Source organism: Muriicola sp. SD30 (assembly GCF_041205185.1).
GTDB lineage: Bacteria > Bacteroidota > Bacteroidia > Flavobacteriales > Flavobacteriaceae > Muriicola.
Genome location: NZ_JBGEWB010000001.1, coordinates 810,936 through 833,036, shown reverse-complemented (window position 1 = coordinate 833,036; position 22,101 = coordinate 810,936). Strand labels below are relative to the sequence as shown.

The window sequence follows — 22,101 nt, the reverse complement described above, 5'->3', positions numbered from 1 at the left end:
CTGCAACAGTCTACTCAAATTATATAAATACTTATCTTCATTAAAAATTTTTCTGATGTTAAAACGAATTGTATTTCTTAGTTTTTTTACCCTGACTTTCGGAACTGTACTTGCTCAAAACATCACTGGATTCAGTGCGGAAAACGTAGCAGATCAACTGGATCTGGAAGCCCAATTTGAGGCCCGGTTATCTGCAGAAAACCTGGATACCTGGATGCAGCGCCTTGCTGCGGAACCCCACTGGGTAGGAACTGAATACGGAAAAGAAAATGCCGAGTGGATGATGGAACAATTTAAATCCTGGGGCTACGACACAAAAATAGAAACCTACCACATCCTTTTTCCCTATCCTAAAATACGGGAATTAAAACTCCTGGGGCCTGAGCCTTACCAGGCTACATTAAAGGCCGTTCCGGTAGAAGGTGATCCTTACACAGCTCAGGGCGATGCCCTGTTACCCAGTTATAATGCTTTTTCCACAGACGGGGATGTTGAAGCCGAACTTGTTTTTGTGAACTACGGAATCCCAAGTGATTATGAAGAACTGGAAAAACTGGGAATCGACGTAAAGGGGAAAATTGTAATTGCAAAATACTACGGCTCCTGGAGGGGTATCAAGCCCAAACTTGCCGCAGAAAAAGGTGCTATTGGATGTATTATCTATTCAGACCCCGAGGATGACGGCTATGTCAGAGGAGATGTATATCCTGAGGGCGCATTTAAAAATAAAACAGGGGTTCAGAGAGGATCTGTAATGGATATGCCCCTCTACCCCGGCGATGTCCTTACTCCCGGCTACGCTGCTACAAAAGATGCAAAAAGGCTCGATCGTGATAAGGCACCTACTATTACAAAAATTCCTGTACTTCCCATTTCATATGAAGATGCACAACCCCTGCTGGCTGCCTTAGGAGGTCCTGTTGCACCAGATAACTGGAAGGGAGGCCTTCCGCTTACCTACCATATTGGTCCGGGTCCGGCAAGGGTCCATCTCAAATTGGAATTCGACTGGAAAATTACTCCGGCACATAATGTCATTGCCACCCTGAAAGGCAGAACTTATCCCGATCAATGGGTAATGAGGGGAAACCACCATGATGCGTGGGTACACGGAGCCAATGATCCGGTAAGCGGGATGATCGCCCTTATGGAAGAAGCTCGAGTTATCGGGGAATTGGCCAAACAGGGAACAAGGCCGAAGCGAACCATTGTATACGCAGCCTGGGATGCCGAGGAACCGGGATTGATAGGCTCAACAGAATGGGTAGAGGATCATGAAGATGAATTACAGGAAAAGCTGGTGGCCTATGTCAATACGGATGGTAACGGGCGTGGCTTTTTCAGGGCCGGTGGCTCTCATACCTTACAGTCTATGGTGAGAGAGGTAGCAGATGCTGTTAAAGACCCTCAAACGGGAGTTTCCATTAAAGAAAGGCGAATTGCCGCTCAGATGGTAAACGGGGGAGACAACAGTTTTACCCTTAGTGCCCTGGGATCAGGATCAGATTACACCCCTTTTATACAACATGCCGGAATTGCTTCACTCAACATCGGTTTCGGAGGGGAAAATGCCGGAGGGGAATATCATACAATTTATGATACCTACCCCCACTACAAACGCTTTAAAGATCCGGAATTTGCCTATGGAGTTACCCTGGCCAATGCCGCCGGACGAATCGTTCTCAGAATAGCCAACGCAGACGTTTTGCCATTCGAATTCAAGCAATGGCAATCTACGGTTGAAGGTTACCTGAAAGAAATCATGGATGAAACAGATAAGAAAAGGCAGGCTATTGAAAAACACAACAAACTGGTAGCACAAAATGCCTATCAACTAGCCGCAGATCCACGCAAACCCTTTGCAAAGCCCGCACGAAAAGAAGCTGTTCCCTATCTCGATTTTTCCCCCTTGCAAAACAGCCTGGCACAATTGGGCCAGCGAATTGAAGAGCTCGAAGGTCTTGAACTGGAGTCGCTCCCGGCTAATAAGCAGGAAGCTTTAAACAAAGCACTTAAAGAAACGGAACAGGTACTTACCGAAAGTTCAGGTTTACCGCGCCGTCCCTGGTTCAGGCATCAATTGTACGCTCCCGGGTTTTATACGGGATACGGGGTTAAGACGTTGCCCGGGGTACGCGAGGCCATAGAACAAAATAATTGGAAGGAAGCACAGCAGCAAATCGAAAAATTATCAGGAACCTTTCTGGCTATGGATGAACACCTTAAAAAATTGATCAGCCTTGCGGAATAAACTGATTTAGCATACTCTGGCAATTATATTCAAGTAAAGTTCTTTAATTCACTTAGGCAAGACAGTAGGAAAACGTGGAATTAACAATCATTCTATTTGATATAACACTACTTCAAGCTAAATATTTTGTACCTTAATTGACTCTATATCATTGATATAGCATTGAACCGAAACCACCAACCAAAATAATTATTATGAGCACTAAAGTAAAATTAACCGCAATGATAGCGGGCATACTGGTATGCCTGTATTTTGTATTGCCAAAAGAATCCGAAAAAGATCCTTCACAACTTGCTTCTTACGGAGCAATTAAGTGTACTGTAGCCAACTTTTTACTCAAGGATGTAGATACCACTCAACAAATTTCTCCACTTTTTGAAAATTTGGGTACGCTCAATTTTCCGATTACTACTTCCAATCCCAGAGCACAGGAATTCTTTAACCAGGGATTGCGACTAACCTATGCTTTTAATCATGCAGAGGCACATCGATCATTCATGGAAGCTTCCAGGCTAGATCCAAAATCTCCAATGACTTATTGGGGTCAGGCCTATGCCTTGGGTCCAAATATTAACGATCCTGAACCTTTGGAAGAGCGAAAAATTAAATATAATGAGGCGATGGCAAAAGCCGTTAAGGCGATGTCGACGGCGACCCAAAAGGAACAAGCATTAATTGAAGCACTAACACATAGGTACAGTACTGATATAACTGAAAACACTAGTGATCTAAATAAAGCCTATATGGAGGCTATGGAAAAAATCGTAAAGAAATATCCCGAGGATGCCAATGTACAAGTTCTATATGCCGCCTCAGTTATGAATACCGTTCCCTGGAATTACTGGGATAAGAATGGCAATCCTTCACCCAATATTACCAAAGCCAAGGCAGCATTGGAGATCGCTATGGAGAAAGATCCTGATCATCCCGGGGCACATCACTACTATATACATATGGTAGAACTTCCGTTCCCGGACATGGCCGTTGCAAGTGCAGATAAACTGGGATCTCTTATGCCTGCGGCAGGACATATTGTTCATATGCCTTCGCATATTTACATACGAGTGGGCAGATATAAAGACGCGGTTACTGCAAATCAGGCAGCTATACTGGCAGACGAGGATTATATTTCCCAGTGCTATTCACAAGGCATGTATCCCCTTGGCTACTATCCGCATAACATTCATTTTTTGTGGTCAGCTGCCAGCCTTCTGGGTGCTAGTGATATTGCCATAGATGCCGCAAAAAAGACGGCAGAAAAAGTACCTGAAGGCGAGCTAGTAAACTTGCCCTTTCTTCAGGATTTTGCAGCAACACCATATCTGGCATACACAAGATTTGGCAAATGGAATGACATTTTAACTATTCCAAGTCCAAATCCCGAGATCAAACATTTAAACCTAATTCGTCATTATGCCAGAGGTATAGCTTTTATCAGAAAAGGTAATGTAAAAGAAGCAGAAGAAGAGCTCGAGGCCCTTTCGAGATTAGGTGAAGACGATTCGCTTAAGGACCTAATTGCTACAGCTCACAACAGCTCAGCATCCATCGCTGATATAGCGTATGAGGTAATTGCCGGTGAATTAGCAGCCTTGAAAAAGGATTATCCCACCGCAATAAACCATTTAAAGAATGCTGTGGCAGCAGAAGACAATCTGACATATACAGAACCTGCCGCATGGCATATTCCGACCAGACAAAACCTGGGCGCGATATTGCTTGAAGCCAATGAATACGAAGAAGCTGAGAAAATTTACCGGGAAGATCTCGAAGTTCTTAGGCAAAATGGTTGGTCATTGATGGGGCTTTATAAAAGTCTAAAAGGGCAGGGAAAGATGCAGGAAGCCAATCAAGTCCAGGAAGAATTTAATATGGTATGGAAAGATGCAGATATCGTAATAAGTAATTCGGTCTTGTAACATTGAGTTATGAAATCAAAGAAAATTCTCCTCCCTACTGTCATTTGCATAGCGGGGTTAGCCATAATACTACTTTATTTTCGGAGTTCAATTACTACTAATGAACCCAGGATCTACAATCCTGCGGATCTCAATCCTATGCTTGTAGACTTTGACTATCGGGATGTAAAAAAAGGATATTATGTAAAAGACTTTCGTTTAATAAATCAAAATGCGGATACCATTACCCATGCAGACTATGACGGTAAAATTTACGTAGTCGATTTCTTTTTCACACGTTGTCCGACTATTTGCCCCTTAATGACGAAAAATATGGAAGAGTTGCAGACACTCTTTTACGATAATGATTTGGTAAAATTACTTTCTATTTCGGTTACTCCAACTTTAGATAGTGTTGAAGTACTAAAGCGATATGCAAAAATCCATAATGCTTCCAGTTCAAAGTGGAATATAACAACCGGAAATAAACAACATATTTATGACCTAGCCCGAAAAAGTTACTTTGCTGTCCTTGATGAGGGCGATGGAGGTTTGCAGGATTTTATCCATACTCCTAATTTTATCCTGGTCGATACACAAAGACAAATCAGAGGGATTTATGAAGGTACTCGTTCAGAGGAAATAATACGATTGACGGATGATATTGCCTTACTTTTGAATTAAGAGTTTTATCGCACGTTGATACTCTTCCATCATATCTTCTACGATCTGTGCGGCGGGCTTTATATCGTGAATAACGGCGGAAACCTGTCCGATCTCCAGTTCACCTTCCTTCAAATCACCCTCGAACATCCCGCGTTTTGCCCTGGCCCTGCCCAGCAATTCTCTAAGCTCTTCCGGAGTGGCGCATCGCTGATAGGCCTGTTGAACCTGTTCATAGAATTCATTTTTTAGCATTCTTACAGGAGCAAGCTCTTTTAAGGTAAGCTGGGTATCCCCTTCCTTGGCAGCCACCACTCTTTCTTTAAAACGAACATGAGACGAAGCTTCATCCGACGCTACAAACCGGCTCCCCACCTGTACTCCATCCGCACCTAACACCATCGCTGCCAGCATAGAACGTCCGGTAGCGATACCCCCGGCAGCTATTAAGGGAATCTCAATTTGTTCTTTTACCGCCGGGATCAAGGTAAGGGTAGTAGTTTCGTCCCTGCCGTTATGTCCTCCTGCTTCAAATCCCTCAGCAACTACAGCATCTACACCGGCCTGTTGTGCTTTGAGGGCGAACTTGACGCTACTGACAACGTGTACTACAGTTATCCCTTTATCCTTTAGAAAGGATGTCCATGTTGCGGGATTTCCGGCGGAGGTGAAGACGATAGGCACCTCCAATTCAACAATGATCTCCATGAGTTTATCTATATCCGGATATAACATAGGTACATTTACCCCAAAGGGTTTGGAAGTGGCTTCTTTGCATTTTTGAATGTGTTCCCGAAGTACTTCTGGGTACATACTCCCGGCACCAATCAATCCGAGACCACCGGCGTTGGATACGGCTGAGGCGAGCTTCCACCCACTGGCCCAGATCATTCCGGCCTGAATTATGGGGTATTGTATCCCAAAGAGATGAATAATTCTATTCGACATGGTTTTTTGTTTCTAAGGAAATCAAGATAAGACAATTCAACGGGGAATCAGGAAATCACGCCCGATCCTATAAGTTCATCCCCAATGTACCAGGCCACGAACTGTCCTTCTGTGATCGCTGATTGTTTTTCAAGGAAGTCGACATATACTCCGTGCTCAACCTGGTAGAGGGTAGCTTGCTGCAGGGGTTGTCTGTACCGGATCCTTGCCATTACCTTCATACTTTCGTCCGGATTTAAGGCGAGGTCGGGCCTTATCCAATGTACCTCATCCCCTTTAACAAAGAGGGTTCTGCGGTAAAGTCCGGGATGGGATTTCCCTTGCCCCGTGTAGATCACATTAGAATTGACATCAGTATCAATAACGAATAAGGGTTCTTTGGTTCCCCCAACATCAAGTCCTTTGCGCTGCCCGATTGTAAAGAAGTGGGCTCCCTGGTGTGTACCGACTACCTTACCATCCTTTGGATTGTAATCGGGTTTTTCTGAGTAAAAGGCGAGTTCCTCGGTCTTGTTATTAAATTTAGGGGTACCATTATGATACTGTTGGGCGTCAGCAGGCACTTCCACAATATCGCCTTTTTTTGGCTTTAGTTGCTGTTGCAGGAAATCGGGTAGTCTTACTTTACCTATAAAGCAAAGTCCCTGAGAATCCTTCTTTTCTGCCGTAATTAATTGATTTTCGGCAGCTATTCTGCGTACTTCCGGTTTTGTGAGCTCTCCTACCGGGAACAAGGTTTTGGCCAACTGTTGCTGAGATAGCTGGCATAAAAAATACGACTGATCTTTGTTGGGGTCTTTACCGGCAAGAAGCTGATATTGTAGATTTCCATCTCTATCTTTAGTTTCTCCCTTTCTGCAATAATGGCCTGTTGCAACAAAATCGGCTCCCAGGTCCAGGGCGATTTTCATAAACACATCGAACTTGATCTCCCTGTTACAGAGTACATCCGGATTTGGTGTTCTTCCCATCTCGTATTCTCTGAACATATAGTCGACAATCCTTTCTTTATACTGTACGCTCAGGTCGACCGTCTGAAAGGGTATCCCCAATTTTTCAGCTACGATGAGGGCATCATTACTGTCTTCAAGCCAGGGGCATTCTTCGGAAATAGTTACAGAATCATCGTGCCAGTTCTTCATAAAAAGACCAATAACCTCGTATCCCTGTTGTTTTAACAGATAGGCAGCTACACTACTATCAACTCCTCCCGAAAGTCCGACAACTACTTTTTGCATAATCCTTTTTTCGCGCTGCAAAAATACGAAATATTGTATTTGATCTTCCTTTCTTAAAAGCGAAACACCCCGTATATTTTTGAAAGATTATGAAATGTATTGTTAAATGTTTATTAATATATATTAAACAATGTAAGTTAAATGAAAACATTGGCATATTCCATAACGACTATAAATATGAAGTTTTCTTAATATTTTTCGGGTATTTGTTCGATTAGTTGAGCAATTTGATCTGTTAAAGATTTAATAATTGACTTTTTTTGTTTATTCTTTATAGTATTTTCGTTAAACAGAAACTAAAAAATACAGCAATGAAAACAACTTCAAAACTTATCAAAACATGCTTATTAATCATGGCAGTAGTCTTTATGGCTTCCTGTTCAGATGACGATGGTGACAACCCGATTATCGTTACTTCGGATCCCGACATTGTAGATCTTGCCATAGCTACAGATGACCTTAGCAATCTGGTCGCTGCCCTTCAGAGAGCTGAATTGGTGACTGCTCTTCAGGCCGATGGCCCTTTCACCGTTTTTGCCCCAACCAATGCCGCATTTGAAACTTTCCTTCAGGACAACAACTTCGCTACCTTAGAAGATGTACCAGTAGATGTTCTGACCCAGGTTTTACTCAACCACGTTGTTGAAGGAGAATTTTTATCTTCAAATCTAACCACGAGCTATGTTTCTTCTCTTTCCACAGCTGGACCAGGAGGAGCGAACCTTAGTTTATACATTGATACCTCCAATAGCGTAACGATCAACGGAATTTCTGATGTAGTTACTCCTGATGTAGAAGCTGAAAACGGAGTTGTACATATTGTAGATGCAGTAATTGGGCTGCCTAATATAGTTGACCACGCCGTAGCGAACGCCGGCCTTACTGAATTGGTAGGTGCCCTGACAGATGGTGGAAATACTACCTTCACTGATCTATTATCTGATGATACTACTGATTTTACGGTATTTGCGCCTGTAAACGATGCTTTTGCTGCTTTTGAAAACCCAAATGGAAATGAACTGGCAAATATCCTTTCCAACCATGTGATAGTTGGAACTGCAGCCTTTTCAAGCGGATTGAGCAACTCATACGTTTCTACAGCCGGAGTGAATACTGACGGAGATAACCTGAGTCTTTATATTAATACAGACAGTGGAGTGACCTTAAATGGAGTAAGTGATGTTGCCATTGCTGATATCGTAGCTACCAACGGAGTGATCCACGCAGTAGATGCTGTAATCGATGTGCCTACAGTAGTGACATTTGCAGTAGTAGATCCTAATTTCTCTACTCTGGTGAGTGCCCTGACTGAATTGACTCCGGCCACAGATTTTGCCGGAATCCTATCCAGGACAGCAGGTGGCAATGGAGATGGAATCGACCCAGACTTCACCGTATTTGCCCCAACTAACGCTGCTTTTGATGCCCTGGCCGAGATTCCGGAAGAATCAGTTTTGACTCAGGTTTTATTACACCATGTTATAGGTGGAGCCAATGTAAGGTCGGGGGATCTCACTGACGGAATTATGCCAGCTACTCTGGAAGGCGATATGATTACTATCAACCTCCCCGGTACTGGAGACAATATAGCCGATGTAACAGATGGTTCCGGAACTACAGGAATTGGAATTGTAGCTGTAGATGTACAAGCAGGCAATGGCGTAATCCATGTCCTCAACCAGGTGATGATACCAAACACAGGTAATTAAATATTCTATTTTGTTTTGTTCATAAAAATGGCTGCAGAGTGCAGCCATTTTTCTTTTAAATGAAGACAGATCAATTTTGTGTTCTCACCAGACAACAGATTCAAAACTGTTAGCATACAAAAACGACAGCTTGACAACTTAACTTTTTAAAAGGAAGATGAATAATGCATATTTGAAATCCCAAATCTTACCAAACATAACCAACGAAAAAAGCTCCCTTAATTGAGGGAGCTTTTTGCATTTTGTATTCTTTTGTAATGGTCTAGTCCTCCTCCTCGAGTAAATCAATAACTTCATAGCCGTCATCAATTGCCCTGTAAAGGGTCTCGTTTAATTCGTAGGTAGGGATGCCGTCAAAATCCATTTCTTCCGCATCTTCAGGAAGTTCTTTGACCACAGCTCCAATAGGTGCAGAGACAACTTCATATTCATCATCTACATTCTGATAGAAAACGCCTGCAGCGTAATAATAAGCAGCACCTCTTACCATGATGCGGGTTAAGGCTCCTGCTGCCATACGGATCCGGAATCCACGAGGAGGAAAGGCTCGTGCATATACCCCTCTCCGGGCTACGTAATACATAGTCCCAACAGGATAGTACGACACATTGCGCCAGACTCTTGCTCTTGTATTTGCCGGTAGTCTTCTCAGGGTTCTGCGTCTTAATCTTCGTTTCTTCCTTCGGATTTTTCTTTTGGTAGTACGATTTACTTTAACTACCCTATTTGTGCGGCGGTTTACCACCTGGGCCTCAGCCTCAGGAGTATGAAAGAAAAACATCAGCAAGAATGCCGATATAATAAGTTTCCAGTTCTTCATGGGTTTGATTTTAGTTATTCTTTTATTCCTTTATGACTTAAAGTCTGGAAAAAGGTTTAACCTTTAAACCCAAAACGATGGATACCAGGGTTTAGTATCTCCTGGGAAAGTAGCAAAAGAGTAGAAATATTAAGAAATACCAGAGGATTACTTTTTCTTTTTCTGTTGCTCTGCCTGTTCCATCATCTCCCTCATCTTGCGCTGAAACTTATTTTCCTTCTTAGGTTTCGCTTTGTTGAGTTGGATCTGAGCGTGGATCTTGTCCTCATTCAGGATAAAGCGTTTAATCGCCAGCATGATAAAGATCGTAATGAGGTTAGAAACAAAATAGTACAAACTTAGTCCACTCGCATAGTTGTTAAAGAAGAACAACATCATCAGGGGCGACAGGTACATGATAAACTTCATATTGGGCATCCCGGGCTGTGTTTGCATATTCTGCCCTGTGGTCATCATCATATAGATAAAGATCGCAATTGAGGCCAGGATTGGAAAAAGACTAACATGGTCTCCGTAAAAAGGAATGCTAAACGGAAGCTGCGCAATTGTATCGTAGGACGATAAATCTTCTGCCCATAAAAACGACTTCTGTCTTAGGGCAAATGAAGTTGGAAAAAACATAAACAGGGCGTAAAAAATGGGCAACTGCAGCAAAGCAGGAACACACCCACTCATGGGACTCACCCCCGCCTTGTTGTACAATTTCATGGTCTCCTGCTGCTTTTTCATCGCATTGTCCTTGTACTTCTCACCGATCTCTGTGATCTCAGGCTTAAGAACTTTCATCTTAGCCTGGGAGAGGTACGACTTGTAAGTAACCGGAGACATTAAGAGTCTCACAATTATGGTCATGACGACAATGGCAAGTCCGAAAGGCAGGAACGAACTCAGAAAGCCATAGAAGGGGGTAAAGATGTGGCGATTGATCCAACCAAAAATACCCCACCCGTAAGGGATAGATTCTACGAGACCAAGATCCTTGTATTTCTCAAGAACGTCGATATCTGTAGGCCCGTAATACCAGTTCATGGCATAAGAGAGCTCTCCTCCTTCCAGTTGCAGAGGAGCAACAGTATTGTACTCTTTGGTGAATTTAGTTTCCTTACTCTCCTCTTCCACCAAATTCTTTGAGGTAAGCTCAGCGGTTTCAAAAGGTGTATTAGTCGTAAGTATGGAGCTAAAGAAATGCTGTCTGTAAGACAACCACTTTATATCTGTTTCAGTCTCCTCATCGTCGCTAGTTTCCGAAAGCTTACTGATCTTCCCATCTTCGTGGTTATACGTGAGGCGGGTATAGCGATTACCGTATTGAATACTCTTGTTATGACGAATTCCCTTTAGCCTCCAGTTAAGGTTGATAGGTCTGCTATCATTAAATACACCATCGAGTCCTTGCGAGCGCACAGTGAATCCCACCAGGTATTCCCCGGGTTTCATCTCATATCGATACTCAAGGAATTGCTGAGGTGCGACTTTAGCTTTCATCGAAAGGATCTGAATATCCCCATCCCTGCTGAGGGAAGGTTCAAAATACAGGTCTTTGGTGTTCAGTACTCTGTTATTTCGGGTGGTAAAGCTCAGATCAAACACAGCATTCCCGTCCTTGATCAGGTAAACTGGCACTGAATCATAAGTCACGAAATTCTTCAGTAAAGCCTCGGTGATCTGTCCTCCTTTATTACTTATCTGAAGGTTAAGTACGTCGTTTTCAAGGGTGGTAGTACCTTCCGTTGCAGGAGTGAATCCGAATTCCCCAATAGCATTTCTGTAATTTGCAAGAGCTGTGGAATCTTGTAAATTGACGGATTGAGTTTCCAATACGGGTGTCTCTTCCTCTGCTTCAACTGCCTTTTCAGCTTCCTGTTGTTGTTCTATTTGTGCTTTCTGGGCTTCAATTTCTTCCGGGGTGGGTTGGTTCTGGTAAAACCAGAATAACAGAATCCCGAAGATCAGGACAAAGCCGATAATTGAATTAAGGTCTAATTTTTTCTCTTCCATCTAATATCTGTCGTATCTAGCTGTTCTTCATCCTGTATTCAGAATGCGAAAGTTTCTTTTTACGGGTTTGCAAATATAGGCCCAATTGTGGAGTTTATGCCAAACTGGCATTGGTTTGTTGTTTTTTATGGAGCTGAACGGCTTTGATAAATCCAACAAAAAGAGGATGGGGATTGGCCACTGTGCTTTGATACTCCGGGTGATATTGCACCCCGACAAACCAGGGATGATCCGGTAATTCTATGATCTCAACCAGTTGTGTATCACTGTTGATCCCTGAAGCAACCATACCTGCCTTTTCAAATTGTTCTTTGAAATCATTGTTGAATTCATACCTGTGTCTGTGCCTTTCTGAGATATGATTTTGTCCGTGATAAACCCTTGAAACCAGGCTTCCTTCTTTTAATTCACAATCCCAGGCTCCTAGTCGCATAGTCCCTCCCTTGTTGGTGATATGCTTTTGTTCCTCCATAAGACTGATGACAGGGTATGGCGTCTCCTCATCCATTTCGGTAGAATTGGCGCCTTCAAGTCCCAGTACATTACGGCCAAATTCGATTACTGCCATCTGCATGCCCAGACAAATGCCCAGGAATGGGATTCCATTTTCTCTCGCATACCTAACTGCCTTGATCTTTCCTTCAATACCTCTTTCCCCAAAGCCCGGAGCAACGAGTATTCCATCAAGACCCTTCATTTTTTGTTCAAAATTCGCTTTGGTGATATACTCGGAGTGAATCGACCTTACATTTACTTTTACCTCATTAATAGCCCCGGCATGGATAAACGATTCCAGGATAGATTTGTACGAGTCCTGCAATTCTACATACTTTCCTATGAGTCCGACCGTCACTTCACTTTTTGGATGCTTATGCCTGTCGAGGAACTCGTGCCATTGGGTAAGATCGGGTTCAGTATCATCAGGAAGGGCCAGTTTCTTAAGGGCTACCGTGTCGAGGCCTTCCTCCTGCATAAGGATGGGAACATCGTAAATGGTAGAGGCATCTATCGACTGAATCACCGCTTCGCGTTTTACGTTACAGAACAAGGCGAGTTTTTCTTTAATCTCATCTGATAGTTGATGTTCTGTCCGGCACACAAGGATATCGGCCTGGATCCCACTTTCCATCAGCGTCTTAACAGAATGCTGAGTGGGTTTTGTCTTTAATTCCCCAGCTGCCGATAAGAATGGAACCAGGGTCAGGTGAATCACAATGGCGTTATTGTCCCCTAATTCCCATTTCAACTGCCTTACCGATTCTATATAGGGTAAGGACTCTATATCCCCAACGGTCCCTCCTATCTCTGTTATAATAATGTCGTATTCCCCTGTTTTTCCCAGGAGTTGTATTCGCTCCTTGATCTCATTGGTAATATGAGGAATTACCTGAACTGTTTTCCCAAGAAATTCTCCCCTTCTTTCTTTTTCTATAACAGATTGGTAGATCCTTCCCGTAGTAACATTGTTAGCCTGGGAAGTCTTTACATTGAGGAATCGTTCGTAATGTCCAAGATCGAGATCTGTTTCCGCACCATCATCCGTTACATAGCATTCTCCGTGCTCATAAGGATTTAAGGTCCCGGGATCTACATTGATATAGGGATCTAATTTTTGAATGGTGGTCTTATAACCGCGAGCCTGAAGTAGCTTAGCCAGCGAGGCTGCAATGATTCCTTTGCCTAAAGAAGAAGTTACGCCCCCCGTAACGAATACGTATTTTGTAGCTGCCATTTCGCGCTTCTTGGTTACGGGATTCAAAGATACAAATTGCATCGGCAAATCACGGGGAATCGATTGGAAAATCTTTTCGGATTTTTATAAGAAGGGCTTCCAAACCGTTTTCTTTGACCTCCAGTGCCTGCTTCATCATAAATCCCAGTTTCCCCTCCGGAAATCCTTTTTGCCTGAACCATAGTAAATAGCTTTCGGGTAATTGCACCAGATATCGACCCTTAAATTTGCCGAAGGGCATTTTGTAATGTGCGAGTGTGATCAGTTGATCTTTCTCCGGTTTCAATTCCATCCTTAAAATTAAATCTTTTACATTTGAGAAGGAGCAAAATCTAAGTTTTATGAAAAGGAGATCTTTTATTACTTCCGCTGCTACCGTTTCAGCCGGTATGGTGGCTACACCCAAGGTTTGGGGAAAAGACCTGCCCAATTATGATCCTCAAGGCCTCAAGGGAAATATTCACCACAGTGCCTGTTACTGGTGCTATAATTCCATCCCTTTAGACCAATTCCTATCCGATCTTTCCGGCCTGGGGGTGAAGGCTATTGATCTTGTGGGTCCGGAAGACTGGCCGCTATTAAAAAAACACAATATCCATGCCTCCATGTGCTGGGGAGCCGAGATTAACTTAACCGATGGATGGTGCGATCCCGAGTTTCATAAACAACTTATAAAAAACTATTCTGAGATGATTCCTAAAGTGGCAGAAGCCGGCTACACCAATCTGATCTGCTTTAGCGGCAGCAGGAGAGGAATGGATGATGAAGAAGGGTTGCAGAATTCAGTTCGGGGTTTAAAAAATATCCTGTCACTAGCCGAGAAGCACGGTGTGGTGATACAGATGGAATTACTAAATTCCAAGGTTGATCATGCGGATTATATGTGTGATAAGACAAAATGGGGAGTAGCTTTATGTGAAGCCCTGGGATCTGATAATTTTAAGCTCCTATACGACATCTACCATATGCAGATTATGGAAGGAGATGTGATCAGAACCATCGAACAATACAAGGACTATATCGGTCATTATCATACCGGGGGAAATCCCGGGAGGCATGAGATCGATGAAACCCAGGAACTGTATTACCCGGCCATCATGGAGGCGATTCTAAAAACCGGTTTTAAAGGGTATGTCGCTCAGGAATTTATTCCCAGCTGGGAAGATAAAATCGCAGCTTTGAAACAGGGAGTACAAATCTGCGATGTATAATTTTCAGCATTAACCTGCAGTTCTCCTGAGCTCTTCGGCGATCATGGCATTCCACTCTGCCTGCTTTTCTTGAGCCCGGGAAAAATTGGTTTCCTCATCGTACCTAGATTGAAAATCTCTCAGCTCTTTAATAATATCATTGTAGATCTTTTTCATTTCGGCCTTTACGTTTGAAGTGAATCTATACCCCTGAATCTTCCTGCGCATTTTCCTGGCAAAGAGTTCCGAAATATCAAAGTGCAGTTGTTCATGGCTCAGGATGATGTCATTGGCCACTTCAGGTCGGTACCAGGAGGCTTCCGGATAGAAATAAGCGTTAACGCTACAATCCACTTCCATCTCTCCTGCCTGCTCAAGGGCGGAAAACTGATAAGCAATACCACTGGCTGTTGTTGCTGCAATTCTGGAACCGGCATGGGGAGGAGATTTAAAATCTTCCCAGCTCAGTCGGTGCGAAGATTCCCATAAAATTGCACCATCTTCCTGCCCATATCCCTGAAACAGACCCAGGAATACGATAAAAACACCTAAGTTTTTAATTAGCTCCAATGGAAATTAATTCTCTTTTCGATATCGGGATGTATGCTGTAGAGAACAGGACATGTCCTGGCTGAGTTCTCGAGTATCACACGCTGTTTTTCGGCAAAACCCGTGGGCATGTGCAATTCAATTTCTATTTTATTGATGCGTCTCGGATCCGAAGTCATGTGTTTTACTACCTCAGCATAAGCTCCGTCAAGAGTGGCATCCCAAGTTTTGGCCTTTATCCCCATAACAGTTAACATACAACTGGCCAATGCGGTTGCCACAGTGTCAGTGGGTGAAAATGCCTGCCCGAGTCCATTGTTATCAAGGGGGGCGTCGGTAATAAATTGATTCCCCGATGCGATATGCTCACAAGTTGTCCTGAGATTACCCGTATAGGTTACTTTAGAGGTCATTTGAAGTCGGGGTTATCTGCATTACTCGCATATTTTCATATTTCATTATATAGGTAGCGCGGTTGAAATATCCTGAGGTAAAAGCCTGGACATAATCGAATTTATTCCCGGCGTATTCGGTTAATCCAATAATGCCTGCAGTACTGAAAAGATTGGGTCTGTATGCCAGTTTCAGCAACAGATCCAGGGTGAGATCAAATCCGCGTACAGCGTACTTATCAGGATCCCCTCCAAAACGAGCTCTGTACCTTCTAACAAATGCATCCTCACTTACTTCCCTGTCGATGGAAGGATAGGTGAAATTAAGGTTCGACAAGTGGGAAACGGAGATCACATCGTTTTCAAATGCGCGGTTTTTATTTGTGGTGAACATCCGCACCTGAGTCGTATCCGAAATGGTAGAATTGAGGATTGAACTTACGCTGGAAACCAACTTAAAATTTTCGGTCTCTAAAATTACCCAGTTTTCATTATCAATACTGAGCAGGTTGGTCAGAGCTTCTATATCAACGGAAATATTTTTTTCATCTTCGCGTACTTTCAGTGCTCTGGCCATTGGAAACTTCTCTTGTATCCTGACACGTGTTGAATCATTTTGCGCATCATTGATGACAATAATATTCTGATCGGTCCTTATAGATCCCATATAATCAAGCATCTTCAGTCGCAATATGCTGTCTGAAGGAACGGAAAAAAATACATTCGGTAAATCAAGGTCGCTCTGTGCACTCAATGGGGCCACAATCGGAACTCCTGCAGGGCGCGCCTGCATGGCAGCTTCCTTAAGGGCTTCCGCTTGTAAGGGACCGATGATTGCATTTACAGAAGATAAGTCCTCCCTTGCCAAAATTGATCTGACCTTTTCCCTGCTCAATTCTGTATCGTAGGTTTTTACCCTGACAGAAATACCTAAATCGGACAGAGAATCCATAGCGACAAGCGCCCCGCTGTATAAACCAAGGCTGTATTTTAGGGCGTTACTTCGTTCTATAGTACTTTCCACATTCTCAACGTTATTCAATTCCAGTCGATTCATACGAAAGGGAAGCATCACCATCAGTGAAGGTCTATTTTCCCTACTAATGCTGTCCAGGAGATTTATTTTATCGAGGATCAGGGAATTTCTCACTTCGAGTTTACCTGCTTTTTCCCTGGGCAATTTCAGCACCATACCGGCTTTTAGTCCCCTGGACAAATCTGGATTCAGGGCCAGCAATTCGCTGTATCCGATACCGAGCTTTCTGGTGAGGGAAAATTCGGTTTGTTTAGGTTTTACTTCGTAAAAAATATAGTTTTCTGCATTGACCTCTTCAGATTCAAGTTTCTTTTGAGGTAAGCGAAGTACCATTCCTTCTTTTAGTCCGCCCTGCTCCAGTATCATCGGATTCAGCCTGATAATGTCCTCAGAGGTTATTCCGTATTCCCCGCTCAGGCTATACATGGTTTTCTTTGGTGGTACTGTGTAGGAGACGTAGAGTTCTACTTCCTGCCCTTCCACTGTACTCCCCGGGGGTTTGGGTAATTGCAGCTCCTGCCCTACGGCCAGATAGTCGCTATTTTTTTCCAGAGATGGGTTTAGTGCCACTAAACTATCAACGGTGATCCCGTATTTATGGGCAATGCTCCAACGCGTTTCCTTAGGGGAGACGGTGTAGGTCTCAAAATCATCCGGATTGATCGCATTGGGGTCCTCCTCTATCTCAGGGTAAACCGGAATCTGAAGTCGCATTCCTTTCTTCAGGGGCATACTGTACAATTCTTTGTTGTACCTTTTTATTTCATCTTCGGAGATTTCGTATCGCCTCGAAATCCCATAAAGGGTTTCTTTTCTGCGGACGCGATGTGTTCTGTAGCTTGCGGGTTCACGCTGAACCTCCTGGACTTCTGTCGTTGTTTTTTCCGAAACATTTACGGGATTGTCGGGCAGGGGTTTGGTATCTGATACACTTGCCTGAAGTGGAATAACAAGAATAGTATTAGGTTTTAAAACATCTCCCTGTTTGATCTCCTTGTTGTATTTGAGGATGTTATAAGGAGTTACCCGGTAGAGCTTCGAGATGCTGTAAAGGGTCTCACCTTCCTTAACGGCGTGTGTTTTAAACTGCTGTGCATGAACCTGAAAGGTAAACAGGAGAAATAAAACAAGACAATTCAGTACTTTCATATTATTATATACGTTTATTCCCACTCGATGGTTGCCGGCGGTTTAGAACTTATGTCATAAACCACTCTGTTTACCCCAGGAACCTTATTAATAATGTCATTAGACATTTTTTGCAGGAATTCATAGGGTAAATTTACCCAATCTGCCGTCATTCCGTCTGTACTTTCTACAGCTCTTAATGCAACGCACTTTTCATATGTTCTTTCATCTCCCATCACACCTACACTATGTACGGGAAGCAACATAGCTCCTGCCTGCCAGACATCGTCGTACAGGCCCCATTCTCTCAGGCCATTAATAAATATAGCATCCACTTCCTGCAGCATGGCCACTTTCTCCCGGGTAATATCCCCCATGATTCTGATTGCCAGTCCGGGACCCGGAAAAGGGTGTCTGCCGAGGCGTTCATCGGCAATTTCCAATGTAGCCCCTACCCTTCTCACTTCATCTTTAAATAACATTTTTAAGGGCTCCACTACTTTTAATTTCATATAATCTGGCAATCCGCCAACGTTATGATGACTTTTTATGGTTGCCGACGGGCCTCCCGAGGCTGAAACCGATTCTATACGGTCTGGGTAAATTGTTCCCTGCGCCAGCCATTTGGCGTCCTCCACCTTGTGTGCTTCATCGTCAAATACATCGATAAAGACCCCACCGATGATCTTTCGTTTCTTCTCAGGATCCTCTTCCCCAGCCAAGGCATCCAAAAAGCGTGCCGAAGCATCAACACCTTTGACATTTAGTCCCATATGCTCGTATTGATCGAGCACTTCCTCAAACTCATTTTTCCTCAGCAGTCCGTTATTGACAAAAATACAATGCAGGTGTTTTCCGATCGCCTTGTGCAAAAGCACTGCGGCCACTGTGGAATCAACCCCCCCGGAGAGCCCCAGGATTACTTTGTCATTTCCTATCTCTTTTTTTAATTCCTCTACGGTTGTCTCTACAAAGGCATCGGGTGTCCATGTTTGTTCCAGTCCGGCAATGTCGACAAGAAAATTTTCAAGCAACTGCTTCCCATCTTTGGTATGGTAGACCTCCGGATGAAACTGTATGGCATATATCTTTTCATCAGCAATCTTGTAGGCTGCAATTTCAACATCAGCTGTGCTGGCCAGCAGTTCTGCTTTGGGAGGTAGTTGTTGTATCGTATCTGAATGGCTCATCCAGACCTGTGATCCTGATGATATGTTCTTAAAAAATGGCTCTCCTTCCTTGATTTTTGAAAGTCGGGCCCGACCGTATTCCCTGGTCTTGGAGGGGGCTACATTACCGCCGTGAAAGTGGGCTATATACTGGGCCCCATAGCACACGCCCAGAAGGGGTATCTTACCTTTTATCCCATTAAGTTCAGGATGTGGAGCTTCATCAGATCGAACAGAAGAAGGAGATCCCGAAAGAATTACGGCTTTGTATTCAGAAAGATCCTTTGGCAGGTTATTATAAGGCTTTATTTCACAATATATATTGAGTTCCCTCACCCTGCGAGCGATGAGCTGGGTGTACTGGGAGCCAAAATCAAGGATAAGGACGTTGTTTTGCATGGGCAAAAATAGCAATTTGAGCTATTTTCGGACCAAGTTTTTTCTATATTTATTATACGGTTATCAACCTTTTAGAAAATGAAACACGCATCGTCCCTGATTTTTGGAATATCGATAATAATTGCAGCCTTCTTTCTTGGCAATGCCTACAAGGATAGAGCCAATCCACCCAAGATTATCACGGTCACTGGCCTTGGAAACGAAAATTTTACTTCTGACCTTATCGTTTGGGAAGGATATTTTTCAACCTTTAACACCAACCTTAAGGCCGCCTTTGAACAGCTCAATATGGATAAGGAAATAGTGAAGGATTATTTACTATCAAAAGGTATTCCTGAGGAAAATATCATTTTCAATTCGGTTCAGACTGCAGAACAAAGGGACAACAAATACGATAATGGAAATTATATAGGGAGTGTCTTTCGTGGGTATTCCTTAACACAAAGTGTAAAAATCGAATCAAATGATGTTGAGCTCATAGAGGAAGTGGCAAGAGAAATCACCGAATTGCTGAATAAGGGAGTTCAATTTAACTCATCCCCTCCCAGATACTATTACACTCAATTGGCCGATCTGAAAATTAAAATGATTGCTCAGGCTACGGAAGATGCCCGACTCCGGGCAGAAAAAATAGCAGAAAATTCAGGAGGAGACCTTGGAAATCTTCTCTCTGCCAAAATGGGAGTATTTCAGATAACGGGACAAAACTCAGATGAAGAATACAGTTGGGGCGGGGTTTACAATACTTCAGAAAAGAAAAAAACCGCCTCTATTACCATGCGCCTTGATTATGAAGTGCAGTAAATATGAATTTTATAAGAACAACAGGCGGTAAAAAGAAAAGCCCTGACCCCTACGGTCAGGGCTTTCAAATCAAAAACCAACCTAAACACATGAATTTTTATGACACTTTGCTAAAATTCTTTTTCAAAGCAATTTATTATAGAACAACTCATATTAAAAAAACCCTACCTCATCTTCAAAATTTTTATCTTTAGTACATAAATAACACATTAATGATTCAAAATTATTTAGAGGAAATTAAATCTGAACTACAAAGGGCTGCCTCTGAAAAAGACCACCCTTTTCGCTATTTTACCCTGGCCACAGTAGGTTTGGAACGAGTCGCCCGACTGAGAACTGTCGTTTTGCGAAAATTTGAGAAGGACCTGAAACTTATTTTCTATACAGACAGCAGATCAAAAAAAATGATCCATTTACAGGAAAATAAAAATGTTGGCCTGTTATTTTACAATCCGCAGACGCTGACCCAGATTCGAATGGAAGGAATAGCCAATGTTATTCAGGATAAGGAGGCTATCGCCAAAGCATGGGATGAAATAGAGCTAAAAGCAAGAAAAGATTATACAACGGTGTCCACACCCGGAACAAGCCTCGACAGTCCTGATCAGTTAGACTACCTCGACGATGAGGATCATTTTTGCATCATTGAAGTCATCCCCTTTAAAGTAGAATACCTTCAGTTAAAACGTCCTAATCACATTCGTGTGAATTATTCCCTGGAGAATAATCGGTGGGAGGGTGAATTTATTGTCCCATAGGATCTAAGCAATCTAAGGTTCTCCCAGGGTATCTAAAATAACCCTGATATCTTCTTCTGTAGTATCCGGATTGATAAAACAAAAGCGCAATACCGTCTGGTAATCCCCTTCGGCTTTCCACAAGGTTGGTGTCACCAAAGCTATCCCGTCCCTGTGATTTCGGTAGGTCCACTCTTTATACTGTTGTGCATTCCAGCCTTCACGCCGGAATAAGACACAAGACAAGCTGGGGGGTCTTACCAGGGATAATTCTGATCTCCCTTCTATTAATTCACCGGCCTTATTAGCCAATTCTATACCCCGTTCCACAGCCCATTTATACTTCTCGGTGCCATGAGTGGCCAGGGAAAACCACAGAGGCATTCCCCTTAACCTTCTTGTTAACTGGATCTGATAATCAGCGGGGTTAAAGCCGCTGGCTCCTTCATCTTTAAAAATATCGAGATATGATCCCTCCTGAGAATGTGCCTCCAGGGCAAGCGCAGGTTCTTTATATAGGATTGCTCCACAATCATATGGGGAAAAAAGCCATTTGTGCGGGTCGATGGTAATGCTGTCTGCTTTTTCAATCCCGTTAAATAGATGTCTTACCGAATCTGCAACCAGTGCGCCACCTCCGTAGGCGGCATCTACATGAAACCACAACTCTTCTTTTTCACAAACGGCGGCAATTCCCTGGAGATCGTCTATTATTCCAGCATTGGTAGTGCCACCGGTAGCCACAATAGCGAACAAGCGTTCTCGTTTATCAATATCCATCGAATTGATCTGCTCTTGCAGGGCTATTCTGGTCATAGCTCCGTCCGTTTCAACAAGGTGGACATCGGCATCGATCACTTTGGCCATAGCCTTAATGGAAGAATGTGCCCCTGAAGAAGTTATAATCAGGCCTTTTTTGTTGCAGTTATCGGGCTTTTTACGCCAATTTTCACGTGCAGTTACCATGGCGGAAAGATTGGCAGCGGTACCTCCACTTGTAAAAACACCAAAAGCACCTGCCGGCATGCCTGTAAGGGAAACCAACCATTTCATTGCCTGGTTTTCACAGAAAATTCCCCCTGCCCCTTCCATCCAATAAGCGCCATGGATACTGGATGCCGAAGTGACCAAATCGAACATCACAGCAGCTCGTGTTGGTGAGGCCGGAACAAATGCAAGATGCCTGGGATGGTCTATTGGGACTGTTGACTTCACAAGTACATCGCGAAAAAGCTCAAAAGCCTTCTCCCCTCCTATCCCTTCAGGGGTTATAGTCTCCCCAACCAGGGCAAACAGCTCTTCTTCCTTCTTTATATCTCCTAAGGAGGGTGATGTATTGGTGATCCTGTTTATGGCATATTTCATGACATCGAGTGTCATTTCTACCAAATCGATATCTATGTTGTGCATGGGTGGGTTATTAAAATAAATTTATTCGAT

Annotated in this window: 18 protein-coding genes; 7 read left to right on the top strand and 11 right to left on the bottom strand. The window is 43.3% G+C overall.

The features are described 5' to 3' along the window. Positions 1-55: 55 nt before the first annotated feature. From AB8P51_RS03775 to AB8P51_RS03765, 3 genes are all read left to right on the top strand, one after another. Complete coding sequence (locus AB8P51_RS03775) at positions 56-2,251, top strand: M28 family metallopeptidase (RefSeq protein WP_369747424.1); 2,196 nt, start codon at positions 56-58, stop codon at positions 2,249-2,251. A 194-nt stretch (positions 2,252-2,445) separates the two neighbouring features. Next, on the top strand, positions 2,446-4,170 hold the full coding sequence (locus AB8P51_RS03770; protein ID WP_369747423.1) for a hypothetical protein: 1,725 nt from the start codon (positions 2,446-2,448) through the stop codon (positions 4,168-4,170). Positions 4,171-4,179: 9 nt separating this feature from the next. Continuing rightward, positions 4,180-4,833: an SCO family protein gene (locus tag AB8P51_RS03765; protein WP_369747422.1), complete on the top strand. Its 654-nt coding sequence runs from the start codon at positions 4,180-4,182 to the stop codon at positions 4,831-4,833. Here the strand turns inward: AB8P51_RS03765 and AB8P51_RS03760 are convergent. Both AB8P51_RS03760 and mnmA read right to left on the bottom strand, forming a co-directional pair. Beyond that, positions 4,819-5,760 carry an NAD(P)H-dependent flavin oxidoreductase gene (locus tag AB8P51_RS03760; RefSeq protein WP_369747421.1) on the bottom strand — a complete coding sequence of 314 codons (942 nt, stop codon included), beginning with the start codon at positions 5,758-5,760 and terminating at the stop codon, positions 4,819-4,821. The genes AB8P51_RS03765 and AB8P51_RS03760 overlap by 15 nt on opposite strands. A 47-nt stretch (positions 5,761-5,807) precedes the next feature. After that, positions 5,808-6,998 carry a tRNA 2-thiouridine(34) synthase MnmA gene (gene mnmA, locus AB8P51_RS03755; RefSeq protein WP_369747420.1) on the bottom strand — a complete coding sequence of 397 codons (1,191 nt, stop codon included), beginning with the start codon at positions 6,996-6,998 and terminating at the stop codon, positions 5,808-5,810. A gap of 311 nt (positions 6,999-7,309) precedes the next feature. Between mnmA and AB8P51_RS03750 the strand changes: the two genes are divergently transcribed. Beyond that, complete coding sequence (locus AB8P51_RS03750) at positions 7,310-8,707, top strand: fasciclin domain-containing protein (RefSeq protein ID WP_369747419.1); 1,398 nt, start codon at positions 7,310-7,312, stop codon at positions 8,705-8,707. Positions 8,708-8,969: 262 nt separating this feature from the next. Here the strand turns inward: AB8P51_RS03750 and AB8P51_RS03745 are convergent, their stop codons facing one another. From AB8P51_RS03745 to AB8P51_RS03730, 4 genes are all read right to left on the bottom strand, one after another. Continuing rightward, positions 8,970-9,527: a DUF6515 family protein gene (locus tag AB8P51_RS03745; protein WP_369747418.1), complete on the bottom strand. Its 558-nt coding sequence runs from the start codon at positions 9,525-9,527 to the stop codon at positions 8,970-8,972. Between the two features lie 147 nt (positions 9,528-9,674). Then, entirely contained in the window at positions 9,675-11,525 is a 1,851-nt protein-coding gene (yidC, locus tag AB8P51_RS03740) for a membrane protein insertase YidC (RefSeq protein ID WP_369747417.1), read from the bottom strand. A 94-nt stretch (positions 11,526-11,619) separates the two neighbouring features. Next, positions 11,620-13,257 (bottom strand): CTP synthase, encoded by a 1,638-nt coding sequence (locus AB8P51_RS03735; protein WP_369747416.1) that lies wholly within the window; start codon positions 13,255-13,257, stop codon positions 11,620-11,622. Positions 13,258-13,306: 49 nt separating this feature from the next. Further along, on the bottom strand, positions 13,307-13,549 hold the full coding sequence (locus tag AB8P51_RS03730) for a DUF3820 family protein (protein ID WP_369747415.1): 243 nt from the start codon (positions 13,547-13,549) through the stop codon (positions 13,307-13,309). A 49-nt stretch (positions 13,550-13,598) separates the two neighbouring features. On the opposite strand from AB8P51_RS03730, the gene AB8P51_RS03725 reads away from it, so the two are divergent. Then, positions 13,599-14,468 (top strand): hydroxypyruvate isomerase family protein, encoded by an 870-nt coding sequence (locus AB8P51_RS03725; RefSeq protein ID WP_369747414.1) that lies wholly within the window; start codon positions 13,599-13,601, stop codon positions 14,466-14,468. A 9-nt stretch (positions 14,469-14,477) separates the two neighbouring features. Here the strand turns inward: AB8P51_RS03725 and AB8P51_RS03720 are convergent, their stop codons facing one another. Genes AB8P51_RS03720 through guaA form a run of 4 tightly spaced genes read right to left on the bottom strand, consistent with a single transcriptional unit; the run spans position 14,478 to position 19,120 of the window. Next, positions 14,478-15,017, bottom strand: coding sequence for a DUF922 domain-containing protein (locus tag AB8P51_RS03720; protein ID WP_369747413.1), 540 nt, complete (start codon positions 15,015-15,017; stop codon positions 14,478-14,480). Further along, positions 15,008-15,409, bottom strand: coding sequence for an OsmC family protein (locus tag AB8P51_RS03715; RefSeq protein ID WP_369747412.1), 402 nt, complete (start codon positions 15,407-15,409; stop codon positions 15,008-15,010). The genes AB8P51_RS03720 and AB8P51_RS03715 overlap by 10 nt, the downstream gene beginning before the upstream one ends. Continuing rightward, positions 15,399-17,573: a LysM peptidoglycan-binding domain-containing protein gene (locus AB8P51_RS03710; protein ID WP_369747411.1), complete on the bottom strand. Its 2,175-nt coding sequence runs from the start codon at positions 17,571-17,573 to the stop codon at positions 15,399-15,401. The genes AB8P51_RS03715 and AB8P51_RS03710 overlap by 11 nt, the downstream gene beginning before the upstream one ends. 14 nt (positions 17,574-17,587) lie before the next feature. Next, positions 17,588-19,120: a glutamine-hydrolyzing GMP synthase gene (guaA, locus tag AB8P51_RS03705; protein WP_369747410.1), complete on the bottom strand. Its 1,533-nt coding sequence runs from the start codon at positions 19,118-19,120 to the stop codon at positions 17,588-17,590. Positions 19,121-19,198: 78 nt separating this feature from the next. On the opposite strand from guaA, the gene AB8P51_RS03700 reads away from it, so the two are divergent. Continuing rightward, positions 19,199-19,924, top strand: a complete 726-nt coding sequence (locus AB8P51_RS03700) for an SIMPL domain-containing protein (RefSeq protein WP_369747409.1) — start codon at positions 19,199-19,201, stop codon at positions 19,922-19,924. A gap of 212 nt (positions 19,925-20,136) precedes the next feature. Further along, positions 20,137-20,682, top strand: coding sequence for a pyridoxamine 5'-phosphate oxidase family protein (locus tag AB8P51_RS03695; RefSeq protein WP_369747408.1), 546 nt, complete (start codon positions 20,137-20,139; stop codon positions 20,680-20,682). Between the two features lie 12 nt (positions 20,683-20,694). On the opposite strand, the gene AB8P51_RS03690 is transcribed toward AB8P51_RS03695, so the two are convergent. Further along, a complete protein-coding gene (locus tag AB8P51_RS03690) occupies positions 20,695-22,071 on the bottom strand; it encodes an aspartate aminotransferase family protein (protein WP_369747407.1) in 1,377 nt (458 codons plus the stop codon). Positions 22,072-22,101: the final 30 nt, after the last annotated feature.